This window comes from Sporosarcina ureae (genome assembly GCF_029267015.1).
Taxonomy (GTDB): domain Bacteria; phylum Bacillota; class Bacilli; order Bacillales_A; family Planococcaceae; genus Sporosarcina; species Sporosarcina ureae_D.
In genome coordinates this window covers 19,439-34,790 of sequence record NZ_JARIEA010000014.1, presented here as the reverse complement: position 1 = coordinate 34,790, position 15,352 = coordinate 19,439, and the positions used below count along the sequence as shown (strand labels likewise).

General features: G+C 42.9%; 18 protein-coding genes. All 18 read right to left on the bottom strand.

The features are described from left to right. Positions 1-21 precede the first annotated feature (21 nt). The 18 genes from recN to Q7P97_RS02280 all read right to left on the bottom strand — a co-directional run bounded on the left by recN (position 22) and on the right by Q7P97_RS02280 (position 14,718). The gene (gene recN, locus Q7P97_RS02365; RefSeq protein ID WP_303966029.1) at positions 22-1,722 is read right to left on the bottom strand and encodes a DNA repair protein RecN; all 1,701 of its coding nucleotides are present in this window, start codon (positions 1,720-1,722) and stop codon (positions 22-24) included. Between the two features lie 17 nt (positions 1,723-1,739). Beyond that, the gene (gene ahrC / locus Q7P97_RS02360) at positions 1,740-2,189 is read right to left on the bottom strand and encodes a transcriptional regulator AhrC/ArgR (protein WP_085428934.1); all 450 of its coding nucleotides are present in this window, start codon (positions 2,187-2,189) and stop codon (positions 1,740-1,742) included. Between the two features lie 77 nt (positions 2,190-2,266). Then, a complete protein-coding gene (locus tag Q7P97_RS02355; protein WP_303966025.1) occupies positions 2,267-3,091 on the bottom strand; it encodes a TlyA family RNA methyltransferase in 825 nt (274 codons plus the stop codon). Continuing rightward, positions 3,088-4,986 (bottom strand): 1-deoxy-D-xylulose-5-phosphate synthase, encoded by a 1,899-nt coding sequence (gene dxs / locus Q7P97_RS02350; RefSeq protein WP_303966078.1) that lies wholly within the window; start codon positions 4,984-4,986, stop codon positions 3,088-3,090. Before dxs ends, Q7P97_RS02355 begins: the two co-directional genes overlap by 4 nt. A gap of 137 nt (positions 4,987-5,123) precedes the next feature. Beyond that, on the bottom strand, positions 5,124-6,008 hold the full coding sequence (locus tag Q7P97_RS02345; protein WP_303966023.1) for a polyprenyl synthetase family protein: 885 nt from the start codon (positions 6,006-6,008) through the stop codon (positions 5,124-5,126). Next, a complete protein-coding gene (locus Q7P97_RS02340) occupies positions 6,001-6,243 on the bottom strand; it encodes an exodeoxyribonuclease VII small subunit (protein ID WP_099625171.1) in 243 nt (80 codons plus the stop codon). The genes Q7P97_RS02345 and Q7P97_RS02340 overlap by 8 nt, the downstream gene beginning before the upstream one ends. Positions 6,244-6,245: 2 nt before the next feature. Then, positions 6,246-7,595, bottom strand: coding sequence for an exodeoxyribonuclease VII large subunit (gene xseA, locus Q7P97_RS02335; RefSeq protein ID WP_303966020.1), 1,350 nt, complete (start codon positions 7,593-7,595; stop codon positions 6,246-6,248). Positions 7,596-7,657: 62 nt separating this feature from the next. Then, positions 7,658-8,527, bottom strand: a complete 870-nt coding sequence (gene folD, locus Q7P97_RS02330; protein WP_303966016.1) for a bifunctional methylenetetrahydrofolate dehydrogenase/methenyltetrahydrofolate cyclohydrolase FolD — start codon at positions 8,525-8,527, stop codon at positions 7,658-7,660. Between the two features lie 77 nt (positions 8,528-8,604). Next, a complete protein-coding gene (gene nusB / locus Q7P97_RS02325; RefSeq protein WP_085426107.1) occupies positions 8,605-8,979 on the bottom strand; it encodes a transcription antitermination factor NusB in 375 nt (124 codons plus the stop codon). Between the two features lie 480 nt (positions 8,980-9,459). Next, positions 9,460-9,846 (bottom strand): Asp23/Gls24 family envelope stress response protein, encoded by a 387-nt coding sequence (locus Q7P97_RS02320; RefSeq protein WP_099625168.1) that lies wholly within the window; start codon positions 9,844-9,846, stop codon positions 9,460-9,462. A 16-nt stretch (positions 9,847-9,862) separates the two neighbouring features. Further along, a complete protein-coding gene (gene accC / locus Q7P97_RS02315; protein WP_303966009.1) occupies positions 9,863-11,209 on the bottom strand; it encodes an acetyl-CoA carboxylase biotin carboxylase subunit in 1,347 nt (448 codons plus the stop codon). Positions 11,210-11,222: 13 nt separating this feature from the next. Continuing rightward, on the bottom strand, positions 11,223-11,723 hold the full coding sequence (accB, locus tag Q7P97_RS02310) for an acetyl-CoA carboxylase biotin carboxyl carrier protein (protein WP_303966006.1): 501 nt from the start codon (positions 11,721-11,723) through the stop codon (positions 11,223-11,225). Positions 11,724-11,993: 270 nt separating this feature from the next. Next, positions 11,994-12,545, bottom strand: coding sequence for a SpoIIIAH-like family protein (locus Q7P97_RS02305; RefSeq protein ID WP_099693653.1), 552 nt, complete (start codon positions 12,543-12,545; stop codon positions 11,994-11,996). Next, the gene (locus Q7P97_RS02300; RefSeq protein ID WP_303966001.1) at positions 12,532-12,954 is read right to left on the bottom strand and encodes a SpoIIIAG-related protein; all 423 of its coding nucleotides are present in this window, start codon (positions 12,952-12,954) and stop codon (positions 12,532-12,534) included. Before Q7P97_RS02300 ends, Q7P97_RS02305 begins: the two co-directional genes overlap by 14 nt. A 64-nt stretch (positions 12,955-13,018) precedes the next feature. Further along, positions 13,019-13,186, bottom strand: a complete 168-nt coding sequence (locus tag Q7P97_RS02295; protein ID WP_157129904.1) for a hypothetical protein — start codon at positions 13,184-13,186, stop codon at positions 13,019-13,021. A 9-nt stretch (positions 13,187-13,195) separates the two neighbouring features. Then, positions 13,196-14,095 carry a stage III sporulation protein AE gene (locus Q7P97_RS02290; RefSeq protein WP_303965996.1) on the bottom strand — a complete coding sequence of 300 codons (900 nt, stop codon included), beginning with the start codon at positions 14,093-14,095 and terminating at the stop codon, positions 13,196-13,198. 35 nt (positions 14,096-14,130) lie between these two features. Beyond that, positions 14,131-14,508, bottom strand: coding sequence for a stage III sporulation AC/AD family protein (locus Q7P97_RS02285; protein WP_085426100.1), 378 nt, complete (start codon positions 14,506-14,508; stop codon positions 14,131-14,133). Continuing rightward, positions 14,509-14,718: a hypothetical protein gene (locus Q7P97_RS02280; protein WP_029054553.1), complete on the bottom strand. Its 210-nt coding sequence runs from the start codon at positions 14,716-14,718 to the stop codon at positions 14,509-14,511. Positions 14,719-15,352: the final 634 nt, after the last annotated feature.

The window sequence follows — 15,352 nt, the reverse complement described above, 5'->3', positions numbered from 1 at the left end:
GAAAACCTTGTACATTACACTTTATTTACGAAATTCCTGTTTGCGCTGTTCAGCTAATACTAATAATTCTTCTGCATGCTGAAGCGTTAACGTCGTAATTTCTGCACCTGAAAGCATGCGTGATAATTCTTCCGTTCGTTCTCTTTGCATAACATCATGAATTGCCGTAGTTGTCCGACCGTCATGTACATCTTTTTTAATCAAATAGTGATGATCGGCCATTGCAGCTACTTGTGGTAAATGCGAAATACATAACACTTGTGAATGACTAGAGATCATGGAAATTTTTTCGGCAATAGACTGCGCTACACGTCCGCTCACACCGGTATCCACTTCATCGAAAATGATCGATGTCACACCTTGATGTTGAGAAAAAATGGTTTTTAACGCTAACATCATTCGAGATAATTCGCCACCCGACGCCACGCGTACTAACGGTTTAAGTGGTTCACCCAAGTTCGTAGAAATCATAAATACCACTTCGTCAAATCCATTGGCGTCAAATTGATGCGGTTGTTTTTGACTGATTTGTACTTTGAATGTCGCTTTTTCCATATATAACTGTTTTAGTTGCTCTTCAATTCCTTTTTCGAGGGACAGCGCCGCTTTTTTACGAATAATGGATAATTCATTTGCTTCGATTTCGAGATCTTCTACGTATTGTGCCAATAATTCCTGATTTTGATGCAATCTTTCGTCACGATTGACAAGTTGATCGAGTGCATCTGCAATTTTATCGCGATAAATCAAAATATCTTCTAGTGATTTTCCGTATTTACGCTTCAACGTCAAAAATAATGCCAATCGATCATCGACAAATTCCAATCGATCCGGCTGGAATTCCATGCCATCAATCATGCGTTTTAAATCATGCGAGACATCTTGTAGCGCATAAAATGACGAATTGACCGTTTCAGATATAGTTTTGAGTTCTTCATCAATTGACGCAGCTTCTTCAAGATCACTCATCGAATTACCAACCCAGTCAAGACCATGCGATTCCAACGATAATGCTTCGTATGACGTGTTCAAGCGATCAAATAGACGATTAAAGTGCTGGAGCTTCACACGTTCAGACTCCAGTGCTTCTTCTTCACCAACGATTAAATTAGCCGCGTCGATTTCTTCCAATTGGAACTTGTACAGATCAATCTTTTGTGCAATTTGTTGTTCGTCTTGTGTTTTTGTAGCAATAAGTTGCTGAAGTTTTTTATATTTATCATAAAGTTCGGTATAGGTCGACATAGCTCGCTCAATTGGCTCACCAATAAAGAAATCCAACAAATGAATATGGCGCTTTTCATTCATCAATTCTTGATTTTCATGCTGTCCGTGAATATCGATTAGCAATGAACCAATCTCACGCAATATAGCAATCGTTACAAGTTTACCATTGACACGGCAAGCGGATTTCCCGCTGGCGCTAATATCCCGACGTAAAATCACCATACCTTCTTCTGTATCGATGCCGAATTCCGACAATTTCTCTGACACAGCTTGGACATTTTGATCGATAGTAAAAAGTCCTTGAAGCTCAGCTTTTTTTGCACCATGGCGAATGAATTCTTGTGATCCACGGCCACCAGCGAGTAGTTGGACAGCATCGATGATAATTGACTTCCCGGCACCTGTTTCACCCGTCAACACCGTTAATCCGTCGTCAAATGCGATTTCAAGTTGTTCAATAATAGCAAAGTTTTTAATCGAAAGTTCGCTTAACAAAGAAATCCTCACCTCACTTATAGCATTGATAATAGTTTATCTTTTACATACTCTGTTTGAGATTCTTCACGGCAAATGATCAAACATGTATCATCGCCGCAAATGGTTCCAAGCATTTCATCCCAGTCCAAGTTGTCGACAAGCGACCCCACTGCCTGTGCATTGCCGGGAAGCGTTTTCAGCATGATGAAGTGACTGGCACTATCGATTCCGACAAACGCGTCTTCTAGCATACGCTTCAATTTCTCTTCCGTATTATAGCGGTGGATCGGCGGCAGGCTATATTTATAATTCCCTGACGGAGAAGGTACTTTAATCAAGTGCATTTCTTTAATATCACGCGAAACTGTAGCTTGCGTAACATCTGCTCCAGCATCTTTCAGACTTTCGACCAATTGATCCTGTGTCTCAATTTCATGATTCGTAATAATTTCTCTAATACGTAGATGCCGTTGTCCTTTATTCAATTTCATTCACTCCGATCGTCTTGGGTTCATAAACAAAAGTATACTAATCATATAAAAAACGCGCAACTCATTGCGCGTTATGTTAAATCATTATGAGCCTGTTTGACTAAATTTTTAAAGTCATCTGTTGTGAAATCAGTTGTCGCTTCGTCTTCAGCTACTAAATAATACAAGAACTCTATATTACCTTCTCCCCCTGTAACAGGCGAATACGTAGCCCCTTTAACGGAAAATCCTTCCGCCACTGCCATCTTAGCAATCTTTTCCAAGACTTCAAGATGGATAGCAGGATCACGGACAATCCCTTTTTTACCGACTTTATCTTTACCGGCTTCAAATTGTGGTTTTACGAGCGCCACAACTTGTCCGCCTGGTACAATAATTTTCTTTAGAGCAGGCAAAATTAGTGATAACGAAATGAATGAAACGTCGATTGTCGCAGCTTCCGGCAATCCTTCCGTAAACATATCAACAGTCGCATGACGGAAGTTCTGTCTCTCCATCACTGTCACTTGATCATGCTGTCGGATCTTCCAAGCGAGCTGATTATAGCCTACATCTAGCGCGTAACAATGTTTCGCTCCGTTTTGCAGTGCACAATCTGTAAAGCCGCCTGTCGAAGCACCGATATCGAGAACAATCTTTTCCTTCACGGAAATAGGAAAAGACACCAATGCCTTTTCCAATTTCAAGCCACCACGACTTACATATTTAATCGCAGGACCTTTTACAGTCAATGGCGCATCAACCGCGATTTTCTCTCCTGCTTTTTCAATTCTAGACGTCTCAGTGTATACAAGTCCCGCCATGATGGAACGTTTTGCTTGCTCGCGTGATTCTGTCAAACCACGCTCCACAAGCAATACATCCACTCTCTCTTTTTTCACAGGTGCACCACTCATACTCTTTCTCTTTCCGCTGCTTGCTTAATAGCCGCTGCAGTTACTTCCGCCACATGATCTGGTGTCATATGGACTTCAATTAATAATTTATCCACACCGCCGTGTTCAATGAATTCATCCGGTATACCGATTCTCTCAAAGATCGTACCTGTATGACCGACTTGTTCTGCATATTCCATCACACCACTGCCGAATCCTCCAGCAAGTACAGCTTCTTCAATCGTAATGATCGGTTTACCTTTAGCAAATAGCTCATCCAGTAAATCCGTATCCATCGGCTTAATGAAACGCGCATTCACAACCGCGACATTTTTGCCTTGTGCTTTTAGTTGTTCAGCCGCAGCGAACGCCATTGGAATTGTAGTTCCAAATGTCAAGATCGTCGCGTCTTCACCTTCTTGCAAAACTTCCCACGTACCAATTGGAATCGTATGAAGCTCTTCATCCATCGGTACACCATAACCATTTCCACGTGGGAAACGAAGCGCGATTGGGCCCTCATCGTAATCGATAGCGGTCTTCACCATGTGTTGACCTTCATTCTCGTCTTTCGGCATCATGATGACCAAGTTTGGCAAATGACGCAAGAACGCAATGTCAAATACACCGTGATGCGTTTCTCCATCCGCACCAACAAGCCCCGAACGGTCAATACCTATAAAGACATTGAGCTTCTGACGTGTCACATCATGCAACATTTGATCGTATGCTCGCTGCAAGAATGTCGAATAAATCGCTAGGAACGGTTTCATTCCAGTCGCGGCAAGTCCTGCTGCCATCGTCGTCGCATGTTGCTCCGCAATTCCTACATCGAAGAATCGATCTGGGAATTCTGCAGCGAAAGATTCAAGTTTCGACCCGACAGGCATTGCAGGCGTAATCGCGACAATGCGTCGATCATCTCTCGCCAATTTACGCACTGTTTCAGAAATTAACGCACTCCAAGCGGGACCTTTTACAGGGGATTTCACAAAATCTCCCGTTTCGATCTTATATGGCCCTGTACCATGCCATGTACCGATTTTATCTAACTCAGCTGGGCTATACCCTTTACCTTTTTTCGTAATCACATGAAGTAATACCGGTCCTTCCATTTTCTTCGCATATTGAAGAGAACGCTCCAATTCCACAAAGTCATGGCCATCAATCGGTCCTAAATACGTGAATCCAAGCTCCTCAAAGAAGACTCCGTTAACTACCAAATATTTCAAACTATCTTTCACACGTTCCGCAGCTGTCGCGACTCTGCCGCCCACTGCTGGGATTTTACGCAATAAGAATTCCAGTTCGTCTTTGACGTTATTATACTTTCCAGCCGTACGTAATTTTCCAAGTATCGAGTGCAATGCACCAACGTTTGGAGCAATAGACATTTCATTGTCATTTAGAATGACTGTGAGATTTGTCTTTTCGTGACCGATATGGTTCAATGCTTCGAGCGCCATACCGCCAGTCAAAGCTCCGTCACCAATGATCGGGATGACAAAACTATTTTCCTTTTTAATATCTCGTGCAACCGCCATTCCCATGGCCGCTGACAAAGATGTTGAACTATGGCCGGTTTCCCATACATCATGTATGCTCTCCGCCATTTTAGGGAATCCGCTCAATCCTTTATATTTTCTAAGAGTATCAAACTCGCCAGCTCGGCCCGTCAGAATTTTATGGACGTATGACTGATGTCCTACATCCCATAAAAACTTGTCGGTTGGACTGTCGAATATTTTATGCAATGCAATCGTTAATTCGACAACACCCAGATTCGGCCCGATATGCCCGCCAGTCACCGATAAATTCTCAATCAAAAAATGACGAATATCTGCCGCCAATGCTTCCAATTGTTCTTTATCGAGCTCTTTTATAAAAGATGGATTGGTAATCGTTGTTAGATCCATCATGATCACACACCTTCATCTAGTAAGTAGGTCTTTCCATTCGTACCCGCAATTTATTGTTCATCAAAAAAAGTAGCTATAGTTTGTTTCTACATTATAACAGTAACAACGTACGACACAAATATAACGGTTTCAAATTACATATTTCGCTCAATGATGTAATCCGCTAACAAACGCAAAACTGACTCTTCTAATCCAATAGACTGTAACGCATCTAAAGCTTCTTCATGACGCGCTTTTAATTGTTCACGCGCTCCGTCTAATCCAAGTAATGAAGGATACGTCGACTTTTCGCTTGATGTATCACTATTTGCCGGCTTACCTAATTGCTCGGTCGTAGCGGTAACATCCAAAATATCATCTTGTATTTGGAAAGCTAATCCAATGTTGTGAGAAAAACGATTAAGTTGCTCACGTTGTTCGGCTGAAGCTTGTGCTAGTACAGCGCCTGCTTCAATACAGTATGAGAGTAATGCGCCTGTTTTATGAATATGAACTTCTTCTAATTCAGCTAAAGGTAATAATTGATGTTCACCTTTCATGTCAAGGACCTGTCCTTTGACCATCCCTTGTGCACCTGAAGCTTTCGCGAGTAACCCAACGAGTTCAATCGCAGCTGAAGGTGGTGTTTCACGAAGGTCCGCGAGCGCCTGGAATGCCATTGCTTGCATGGCGTCTCCAGAAAGTGTCGCTACATCTTCTCCATACACTTTATGGTTCGTAGGTTTTCCTCTTCTGAAATCATCGTCATCCATGCAAGGTAGATCATCATGGATCAATGAATATGTATGTATTAATTCGACAGAAGCCGCCACTTTCAATGCATCTGCCGAATCTTTATTCAGATCATTTAACACAGCCATAACGAGTAAAGGACGAATACGCTTACCACCTGCAGCGATGGAATACGTCATGGACTCGTGCAAAGCAGCCGGAATATCAGGCTTCGCTAATTGATTCGTTAATTCCCGTTCAATTTCCGGAATCATTTTATCGACAAAAGCTTGTAGTTTCTCATTCATTCGGCTCACCTGCTGTCGGGTCAAATGAAGATTCATTACCCTCTTGATCAATCATTCGAATCAATTGTTTCTCTGCATTTTGTAATTTTTTCTGGCAATAGGCAGAGAGCTCCATCCCTTGTTTATACAATGTGATCGTATCATCCAAAGGCGCTTCTCCAGCCTCCAACTTCTGTACAATTTCTTCTAACTGGTGCATTGCCTGCTCGAATTGCATTTCTTTATCTTCTGCCATCCTTACTCGACCTCCTTTGGAATGATTTCTTTTACAACAGTAGAAATGGATCCGTCCGCCAATTGAAGCGTTACGTGATCGCCGCTCACTACATCTTGAACGGATTTAATCACTTCATCATCTTTATAACCGATCGAAAAGCCTCTTTCCATCACTTGTAATGGATTCAGGGCTTGCATCATGCGCATCAGTGACACAAAATGTTGCTGACGTTGTGTAATGGTTTGCTGTGCTGCACGGTTCAAACGCATTTCCAATTGTTTTGTCTGTTGCTGTTCAAGCTGGATGCGTCGAATGGGTGTGTAGTACTGAAAACCCGCAAATAAGCGATCAAAATTCATCCGTCTCCCTTGGACGATAGCGACACTGCTACGATGCAATCGATCTTCAAGACCATCAATTTTCTCGATGAACGGTCGGTATAGCCGATCCGGATATTGAAGAGGATAGGCAGCTTGAGCTGTTTCTAACCGCTTATTCAACTGCTTAATCAATGTTTGTGCAGCCATATAGATTGAACGCTGTTGATTTTTTAGATGTTGGAATAATTGGAGTTGGTCCGGCACCGCCATCTCAGCTGCTGCAGTCGGCGTAGGTGCACGTAAATCCGCAACAAAATCCGCGATTGTTGTATCCGTTTCGTGACCCACTGCACTGATGATCGGAATGCGACTGGAGAAAATAGCACGTGCCACATCTTCTTCGTTAAATGCCCACAGATCTTCTATAGAGCCACCGCCTCGCCCCACAATCAGCACATCCACGTTCGCCATACGATTTGCTTGTTCAATCGCTTTTACAATCGAAGGAACTGCGGTACGACCTTGCACAAGAGCTGGGAATAAGTGCATCTCCGCCATTGGAAAGCGTCGATTGATCGTCGAGTACATATCACGTAATGCAGCACCCGATTCAGCAGTAATAATACCGATTCGTTGCGGTACTTGCGGAATGGGTTGCTTAAATCGTTGTTCAAACAATCCTTCTTGCTGAAGCTTCTTTTTCAACTGTTCAAAAGCTAGGTACAGCGCCCCGATACCGTCTGGCTCCATCGTTTGTACGTAGAGCTGGTACGATCCTGCCGTTTCAAACACCGTCACATCTCCTGTGATCAGTACATTCATACCATTTTCAGGCTTAAATTGAAGTGTATTGGAACGAGAACGGAACATGGCCGCTTGGATTCTCGTCTTATCGTCTTTCAACGTAAAGTAAATATGACCGGATGGATGCAATTTAACGTTCGACAATTCGCCTTTTACATAAACATTTCGCAAATGAGGATCTGCGTCAAATTTACGTTTGACATATTTCGTTAGCGCTTGAACGGTTAAAAAAGTTTGATTGGACATGTTTCCGTCACCTGCCCTTTTATGTATAGAGAGGCGCTCGTGAAAGCGTCTCTCGTTTAGAATTACTTATTTTGTGTACGTGCCTTTAATTTATTCTCCGCACTTTCGACAGTATTTTTCAATAGCATCGTAATCGTCATCGGACCTACTCCACCTGGTACCGGTGTAATAGCGCTCGCTTGCTTCTCCGCTGATTCATAATCAACGTCTCCACATAGCTTACCGTTTTCATCACGGTTCATACCGACGTCAATAACCACTGCGCCTTCTTTGATGTAATCACCTGTAATGAATTTAGCCATTCCAATAGCGACAATTAAAATATCCGCTTGTAACGTAAATTTCTTCAAATCTTCTGTACGGGAGTGACAATACGTTACCGTTGCATCTTTTTGCAACAGCAGTTGTCCCATCGGTTTCCCTACAATATTACTTCTACCAATAATCACCGCGTGTTTGCCCGCAATATCTACGTTTGATCGTTCAAGCAACTGCATGATGCCGTATGGTGTACATGGCAAAAACGTTTCTTGACCAATCAACATTTTACCGACATTCATCGGATGGAAACCGTCGACGTCTTTTTCAGGACTAATCGCGCGGATGACTTTGTTTTCGTCAATATGCTTAGGCAACGGCAATTGCACCAAAATACCATCAATCGTATCGTCTTGGTTGAGTTTTTCTACTTCAGCCAACAGTTCTTCTTCTGACACGGTGTCGGGCAATTTAATGAGCACGGATTTCATACCAGCTTCCTTGCTGGATTTTTCTTTGTTTCTCACGTAAGTTTCAGATGCCGGATTTTCTCCAACTAAAATAACAGCTAGACCAGGTTGAACTCCTTGTGCTACTAAAGACGCGACTTCTTCTTTTAGTTCATTTCGGATTTCTTGTCCTATTGCTTTTCCATCAATCTTTTTACTAGACATGATTTTCCCACCAAACTTTTTTATTTGTATTGAAAGTTGATCGAGCTCAAGCTTGCTACTAGTAGTGACGATTTCGGTTACTTAAATTTAGAAAGTACCCCATTAACAAAACGGCCTGACTTTTCGTCACCAAACGTCTTACATAACTCAATCGCTTCGTTCATGATGACCCGATTCGGAACTTCTTCATTATGAAGCAGTTCATAGACAGCCAATCGTAACACTGTACGTTCGATCTTCGGCAATCTGTCGATGGTCCAGTTTTCCAATTTATTTGTGATTTCACTGTCGATTTCTGTCAAATGTTCTGCTGTACCTCGAACTAGTTGTTCGTAGAATGAATCCAGTGGTGTTTCCACGATATAACCTATCGCTTCGTCCACGTTCATCTCACTATTGTCCAGCTGAAACAGTGTTTGAATTGCTTTTTCACGTGCTTCTCGTCGTTTCATAATCGTTATCTCCTCTACCGCTCATCTTCAAAACCTAATGATAGCACAAAAGGCAGGAAAAGAACTAGTAGAATCAAGCGATTTTATGTCACCAGTTTGCATTTTCGGTCAAGTTGTTCATAAATTTCATTGGCATAGCATAGTGGTTACGGTTGAAGGCAACATTGATCGACGTTCTTGGCGGACGCTTCCACATAGGCTTGCGGTGAAGACCGATAAACGGATTCGCTCTTAGATTCGATTATGTGCTCATAGAACATACTTAACCGCTCTATAGCAAGTGCTGAGTGCTCTATTACGGTCCGCAAGCGCTCATAGATTCGCTTGAGTGATCATAGACAACCTTCAACCGCTCATAGCACCTCGCAACTCCTGCGGATAAAACTAAAAAACTACAGCTGCCACAAAAAAAAACTGAAGACAAACCCCACGATCAGTAGGAGGTTTGTCTTCAGTTATAATTTCATTCAAAAAACCCGTTCAGTCTTCGAAATGAATGCCTGTTATATGGACATTTACCTCATGCGTCTGAAGCGAAGTCATATGATAAATCGCCTGGCGGATTTCGCTTTGAATTTCCGTAGCAATCGTAGGGATGGAATGGCCATACTCGATAATGCAATACACATCGATTTTTAGTCCTTCGTCTGCCCATTCGGTCTTTACACCTTTACCGTACATTACCTTACCCAACTTTTCTGCAACGCCTGTCGCAAAATTTCCTTGGGTGGCAATCACGCCACGCACTTCTGACGTCGCGATGCCAATGATGACTTCGAGTACTTCAGGTGCGAGTTGGACTCGTCCGAGTGCAGCATCTCCAGACGGTGTCATTCCGACAAACGATGCATTTGTTTTATCAGCCATTACACTTCTCCTCCAATTATTTCATGACGTCGTACTTTTCTAAGAACTTTGTATCAAAATCACCCGACTGGAATATTTCATTATCCATTAGGTTCGCGTGGAAAGGAATCGTTGTATGGACGCCTTCTACTACGAATTCATCTAATGCACGTTTCATCCGAGCGACCGCTTGCTCACGCGTATCCGCATGAACGATCAGTTTTGCGACCATTGAGTCATAAAACGGAGGAATCGTGTAGCCTGGGTATACTGCTGAATCAACACGCACACCAAAGCCGCCTGGTGGTAAGTACATCGTTACTTTACCAGGAGATGGCATGAAATTCTTTTCAGGATTTTCTGCGTTGATCCGGCATTCAATTGACCAGCCATTGAATTTAATATCTTCTTGTTTAAATGCCAATTCTTCGCCTGATGCTACTTTTAGCTGTTGTTGAATCAAATCGATACCCGTGATCATTTCTGTTACAGGATGCTCGACTTGAATTCGTGTATTCATTTCCATGAAGTAGAACTTTTGATTAATATGATCAAAAATGAATTCTACAGTACCCGCACCACGATAGTTACAAGCTTTAGCTGCTTTAACAGCCGCTTCACCCATTTCAGCACGCATTTCAGGAGTCAACGCAGGAGATGGAGCTTCCTCGACAAGTTTTTGCATACGGCGTTGGATAGAACAATCACGTTCACCTAAGTGAATCGCGTTGCCATACTTGTCTGCAAGTACTTGTACTTCTACGTGACGGAATACTTCGATATATTTCTCTATATAAACGCCTGGGTTACCGAAAGCCGCAGCCGCTTCTTTTTGTGTGATTTTAACGCCTTTGACTAGCTCTTCTTCATCACGTGCCACACGAATTCCTTTACCACCACCACCAGCTGTTGCTTTGATGATTACCGGGAATCCAAGGCCTCTTGCGATTTCAAGTGCATGATCTGCGTCATCCACGATGCCGTCAGATCCAGGAACAATCGGAACACCTGCAGACGCCATTGTATTACGCGCTACATCTTTTGTTCCCATTTTCGAGATTGCTGCCGCTGTTGGCCCGATGAATTCGATATTTACTTCTTCACATAGTTCTGCGAAGCTTGCGTTCTCTGCAAGGAAGCCATAACCTGGATGGATTCCGTCACAGTCAGTTGCTTTTGCAGCACTGATGACGTTTGAGAAGTTTAAATAGCTGTCTGTTGATAGACGTGGTCCGATACAAACTGCTTCGTCTGCCAGTTGAACGTGTAGCGCCTCTGCATCTGCTTCAGAATAGACAGCAACAGTTTTGATACCCATTTCTTTACATGCACGAATAATCCGTACTGCGATTTCTCCACGGTTTGCAATTAAAACTTTTTTCATTAGTTACTCCTCCTTAGTTTTCTCTAACAAGGAATAAAGGTTGTCCGTATTCCACTAGTTGACCGTCTTGCACTAAGATTTCAACAATTTCACCAGATACTTCTGATTCGATTTCGTTGAATAATTTCATTGCTTCTACGATACAAACGATGGATTCAGCTGTAACTTTATCACCTTTTTTAACGTATGCTTCTGCGTCAGGTGATGCAGCTTGATAGTATGTTCCAACCATTGGAGATGTAATTTTGTGTAATGTTTCGTCTGCTGCTACTTCAGCTGCTGGCGCTTCAGGAGCTGCAGGTGCTGGAGCCGGAGTTGGAGCTGCTACCGCTACAGGTGCTGATGGAGCCTGAACTGGAGCTGGTGCTGCAGGTGAATCAGTAACAGTTGTTACGGCTTGTCCACCATTTTTCTCTAGTTTAATTTTCCCTCCATCTGATTCAAATGTGAACTTTTGGATGGATGATTGATCAATTAACTTAATAATTTCGCGAATTTCTTGAATTTTCAACATAACTGATTCTCCTAACTAATTTTTCTTACTATCGTATACTATGATAGACGTTTTACAACAATTATGGAATAGCTAAAACACAAATTATTCTATTATTCTTGAAAAATACAGTTTAGTTTCCAAATTTTATGACTATTAAACTAAAAACATGTCGATGCGTTATCTATTGTCGAATAAACGGTTTACCCATATGCTGAAAATAGAAAATAGTATGAGTTCGGGATTTTTTGCAGACACAAAAAAGGAAGCCGCATGGACTTCCTTTTATCATTATTCTTTTGTTTCCGCGAAATCTACTTTTACAGTTTGTGCGCCATCCCAACTCGACATCACATACTGTGTGATTTCATCGGCCATTTTCGGTGAGTGACTTTCATTCGATAACACTGTCACGTTGACGCGATCACCCTCTCCGCGTACAAACACCTCTGGGTAACCAAGCGCTGCGATTTGCATCTCCATCAATGCTTCTGTCGAACTTATTTTTCTTAAATCCGCAATTTCATTGAAAATTTCATTCTTCTCTTCAGCAGAGAAATCAGAGGACGTCATTTTTTCTGTCAACTGCTGCACAGTTTCGCTGCGTTCATTGCGAACCTCCATGCGCATATCCTGGAAAATATACGATTCAGCAAATACCGGCTTTACTTCCTCCGACTTGCCTTCCTTTTCGAGTAACTTCGTTGCGTCCTTTGTTTCTTTCGTGAAGATTGCAATTCCATCAAATGGCATTGGAGATTCATTCTTCACGTAGTAGATTGAAATCACTGCGACTAGACTGAGTAATGTTAAAAACCAAACTGTTCGTTTATTGGCTTTCATGTTGATTCCCCCTTTTCTTCATTTCCACGATGACGATACGATGTTCAGGCAATTGTAGGACGTTGGCTAAGAGTTGTGAAAGTCCGTTTCGTACAGCTGGATCTTCTGCCCCTTCCGCTACGACAAGCAACCCCTGCAGTGGCGATTGGTTTTTCGAAGTAGATGAAACTGAGAAGTAATTAGCTAACGGGCTCTCTTCTTCCTTTTCATCATAATGAAAATAAACCGTCACTTTCCCTAGCCCTTCCATTTGTTCAAGTGTTTCTTCAAGTGTTGACAGCAAGCGTTTCTCTTCTTTTTTCTGTTTCTCCCCTCCTACATTCGCCGTACTGGTGATGTATAAAACGCTAACCACCATAACCATCAAACCGATCATGATCAATCGGGGTTTCCCTGTGGGCTTTTCCATAGTTCCATCACCATCTCAACGAGACTTGACCAAAACGAATTCTACATTTGCATAATATGTAGCGTCACAGTAACTTATGACTTGCGAACTGTAGAAAATATTGCAAAATCCAAATGCCGATCGCTACTTTACACAAAGGAATTATCATTCTTTCCATCTCTTGACTAGCTAGCAGCTGAATAATCAGCGCAAGCACTACCAAGTTTGCTAGACCCACTAAAAATACTTCCATACACTTGCCTCATTTCCCGAACGTCATGAGTTTAATGAACGTTACAATGAAAATCGTCGTATAGATGAAAGCGAATGTCAGCAAAAACGAAATGGCACATAACACAAACAACGTACGACCAATATCATCCAGTAACCCACATACTTCTTTTTGTGAAAACGGTTCGATAATTGCTGCGGTCCATCTAAATAAAAACGCAATACAAAGAATTCGCACCGCTGGCAATAGCGCAATCGTCCAAATCGATACAAGTAGCCAGACACTCATGTACGCCGTCGCACCCGAAGAATAACGCCCGATCGATCCTAGCGTATCCGTCAAAAGGGAACCAATGACGGGAATATTCTGCTTGATCAACTCCTTCAGCGGTTCATTCAACGCCCCATTCATCGTCCAAGAAAGCGCACCACCTGCCGTAATGAAGATAGAATAGGCTGCCACCATCGCAGAAACGACTGCAAGCAATGACGTACGCAGTAGATCTGCCATTTTCGTGAACGGAATATCCGGTACCAATCGCGTGAAGATATCGAACAATAACGCCGTCAGCAATATTGGCAACAGAAACTTATCCGCAAAAACGACAGCTCCTTGCGCAAACAACAGCAAGGCGGGTTGAAAATTCAAGACGCCAAACGTCGCGCCCGATGCCAAAATCATTGCAGCAATTAACGGATACATCCCGAGGAATAAAGAAGCGATCGTATGCGTGATCACTTGGATCTGCGTAAAACTCTCCCTCGCTGGTTCAATTAGCAAGACCAAGATCATAATCAGCAACAGAAACCTCGTCCATTTTTGAAACGCCGGAAGAAAGAAATCAACGAGGGATGCTAGGAGCAACATGATGAGCAACAAGAAAAATGGTCCGATGATACCGGCGATACTTTCCTGCAGAAAATTCAGCATAGATGCCTCGTCCATTCAGTATTGTAAGGATTCGCTCACCAGGGAATGAACGCGTGAATCGTCTCGATCAATTGCGTGATATACGGTAGCCACAACGTCATGATGACTACTTTCATGCTGGTCTGAAACAACTGCGCAAATGCCCCGTACCCCTCATCCTTCATCTGAAGCGACAGAACTTCTGCCACATAATACAGACCTGCACTGACTACTAATAGCGTGGCATAAGGCGACGGCATTTTTTCTGTTAACTCGATCAATGTCGAACCAAAGGGCACTAGTACCGTGAACACCACATACACCGTGACGAGTAAGAACAGCGCGGTGTAGAGAATGGGGTGCAAGGCAGGTGCAGCAAATGAAAGTAGAAGCAGCAAGAGATACACGACAAATAATTGAAAGAGAACTGCCATTTACATCGCCATGGATAGCCAGCTAAAGAATTCCGTGATCTCCGTGAAGAATATTCTGAGGAACATCAATAGCTCGATCGAGATGTACAGATAGGCCAAGAAAAACAGGAAAAACGAGAATTCTTTCTTGCCTGTTTGCTCGAAGAATACGTGCAATACCCCAATCACCAATCCGACGCCGGCGATGCGCAATAAATCATTCAGTTCCATCCCGCTACGCCTCCTCCATAGTCCACTCTATGAAGCACGGTTGTTGGATATGCAAAAGTATAAAAGTTTAGGTGTCATTGTTGATTGAAAGAGATAGGAGGAATTTGTGTTGGGGATGGGATTTGCGCTCTAGGCGGACGCTTTCCCATGGGCCCGCGGTGAGCCAACTAGGTCGCAAGCTCCCTTTAGTTGTCTCACCTGTCGGGCTGATCCATCGGGAGTCGCCGCTTGCCGCTCCAATCCCCAAATTGTAATTGGGAGTCACTTATTGTTATTCACTGTAGTTCGGGTTGTAAATATCTAAAACTAAATCTGCACTTGAACTAAATTTTAGTTCAAAGACATCACCACTTCACACACTAGCGCCAATAAGTGATCTATATCCATCCATTATAAACGTAGGATTGAAGCGGAAGTTGGGGCGACTCCGGGTGGATCAGCGTGCGCCTTGAGACCCCACAGGAAGCGAAGCGGACGAGGAGGCTCAAGCCACGCCCACCGGAAAGCGTCCCCAACTGGAGCTTCAATCCCCTCGTACTCTCAAATTCACTCACTATTCACAAGCACTTTAGAATTTGAATTTAATTCCACGCAAAAAAGGATGCCCCATTCCTGGGACATCCTCGTTTTACCT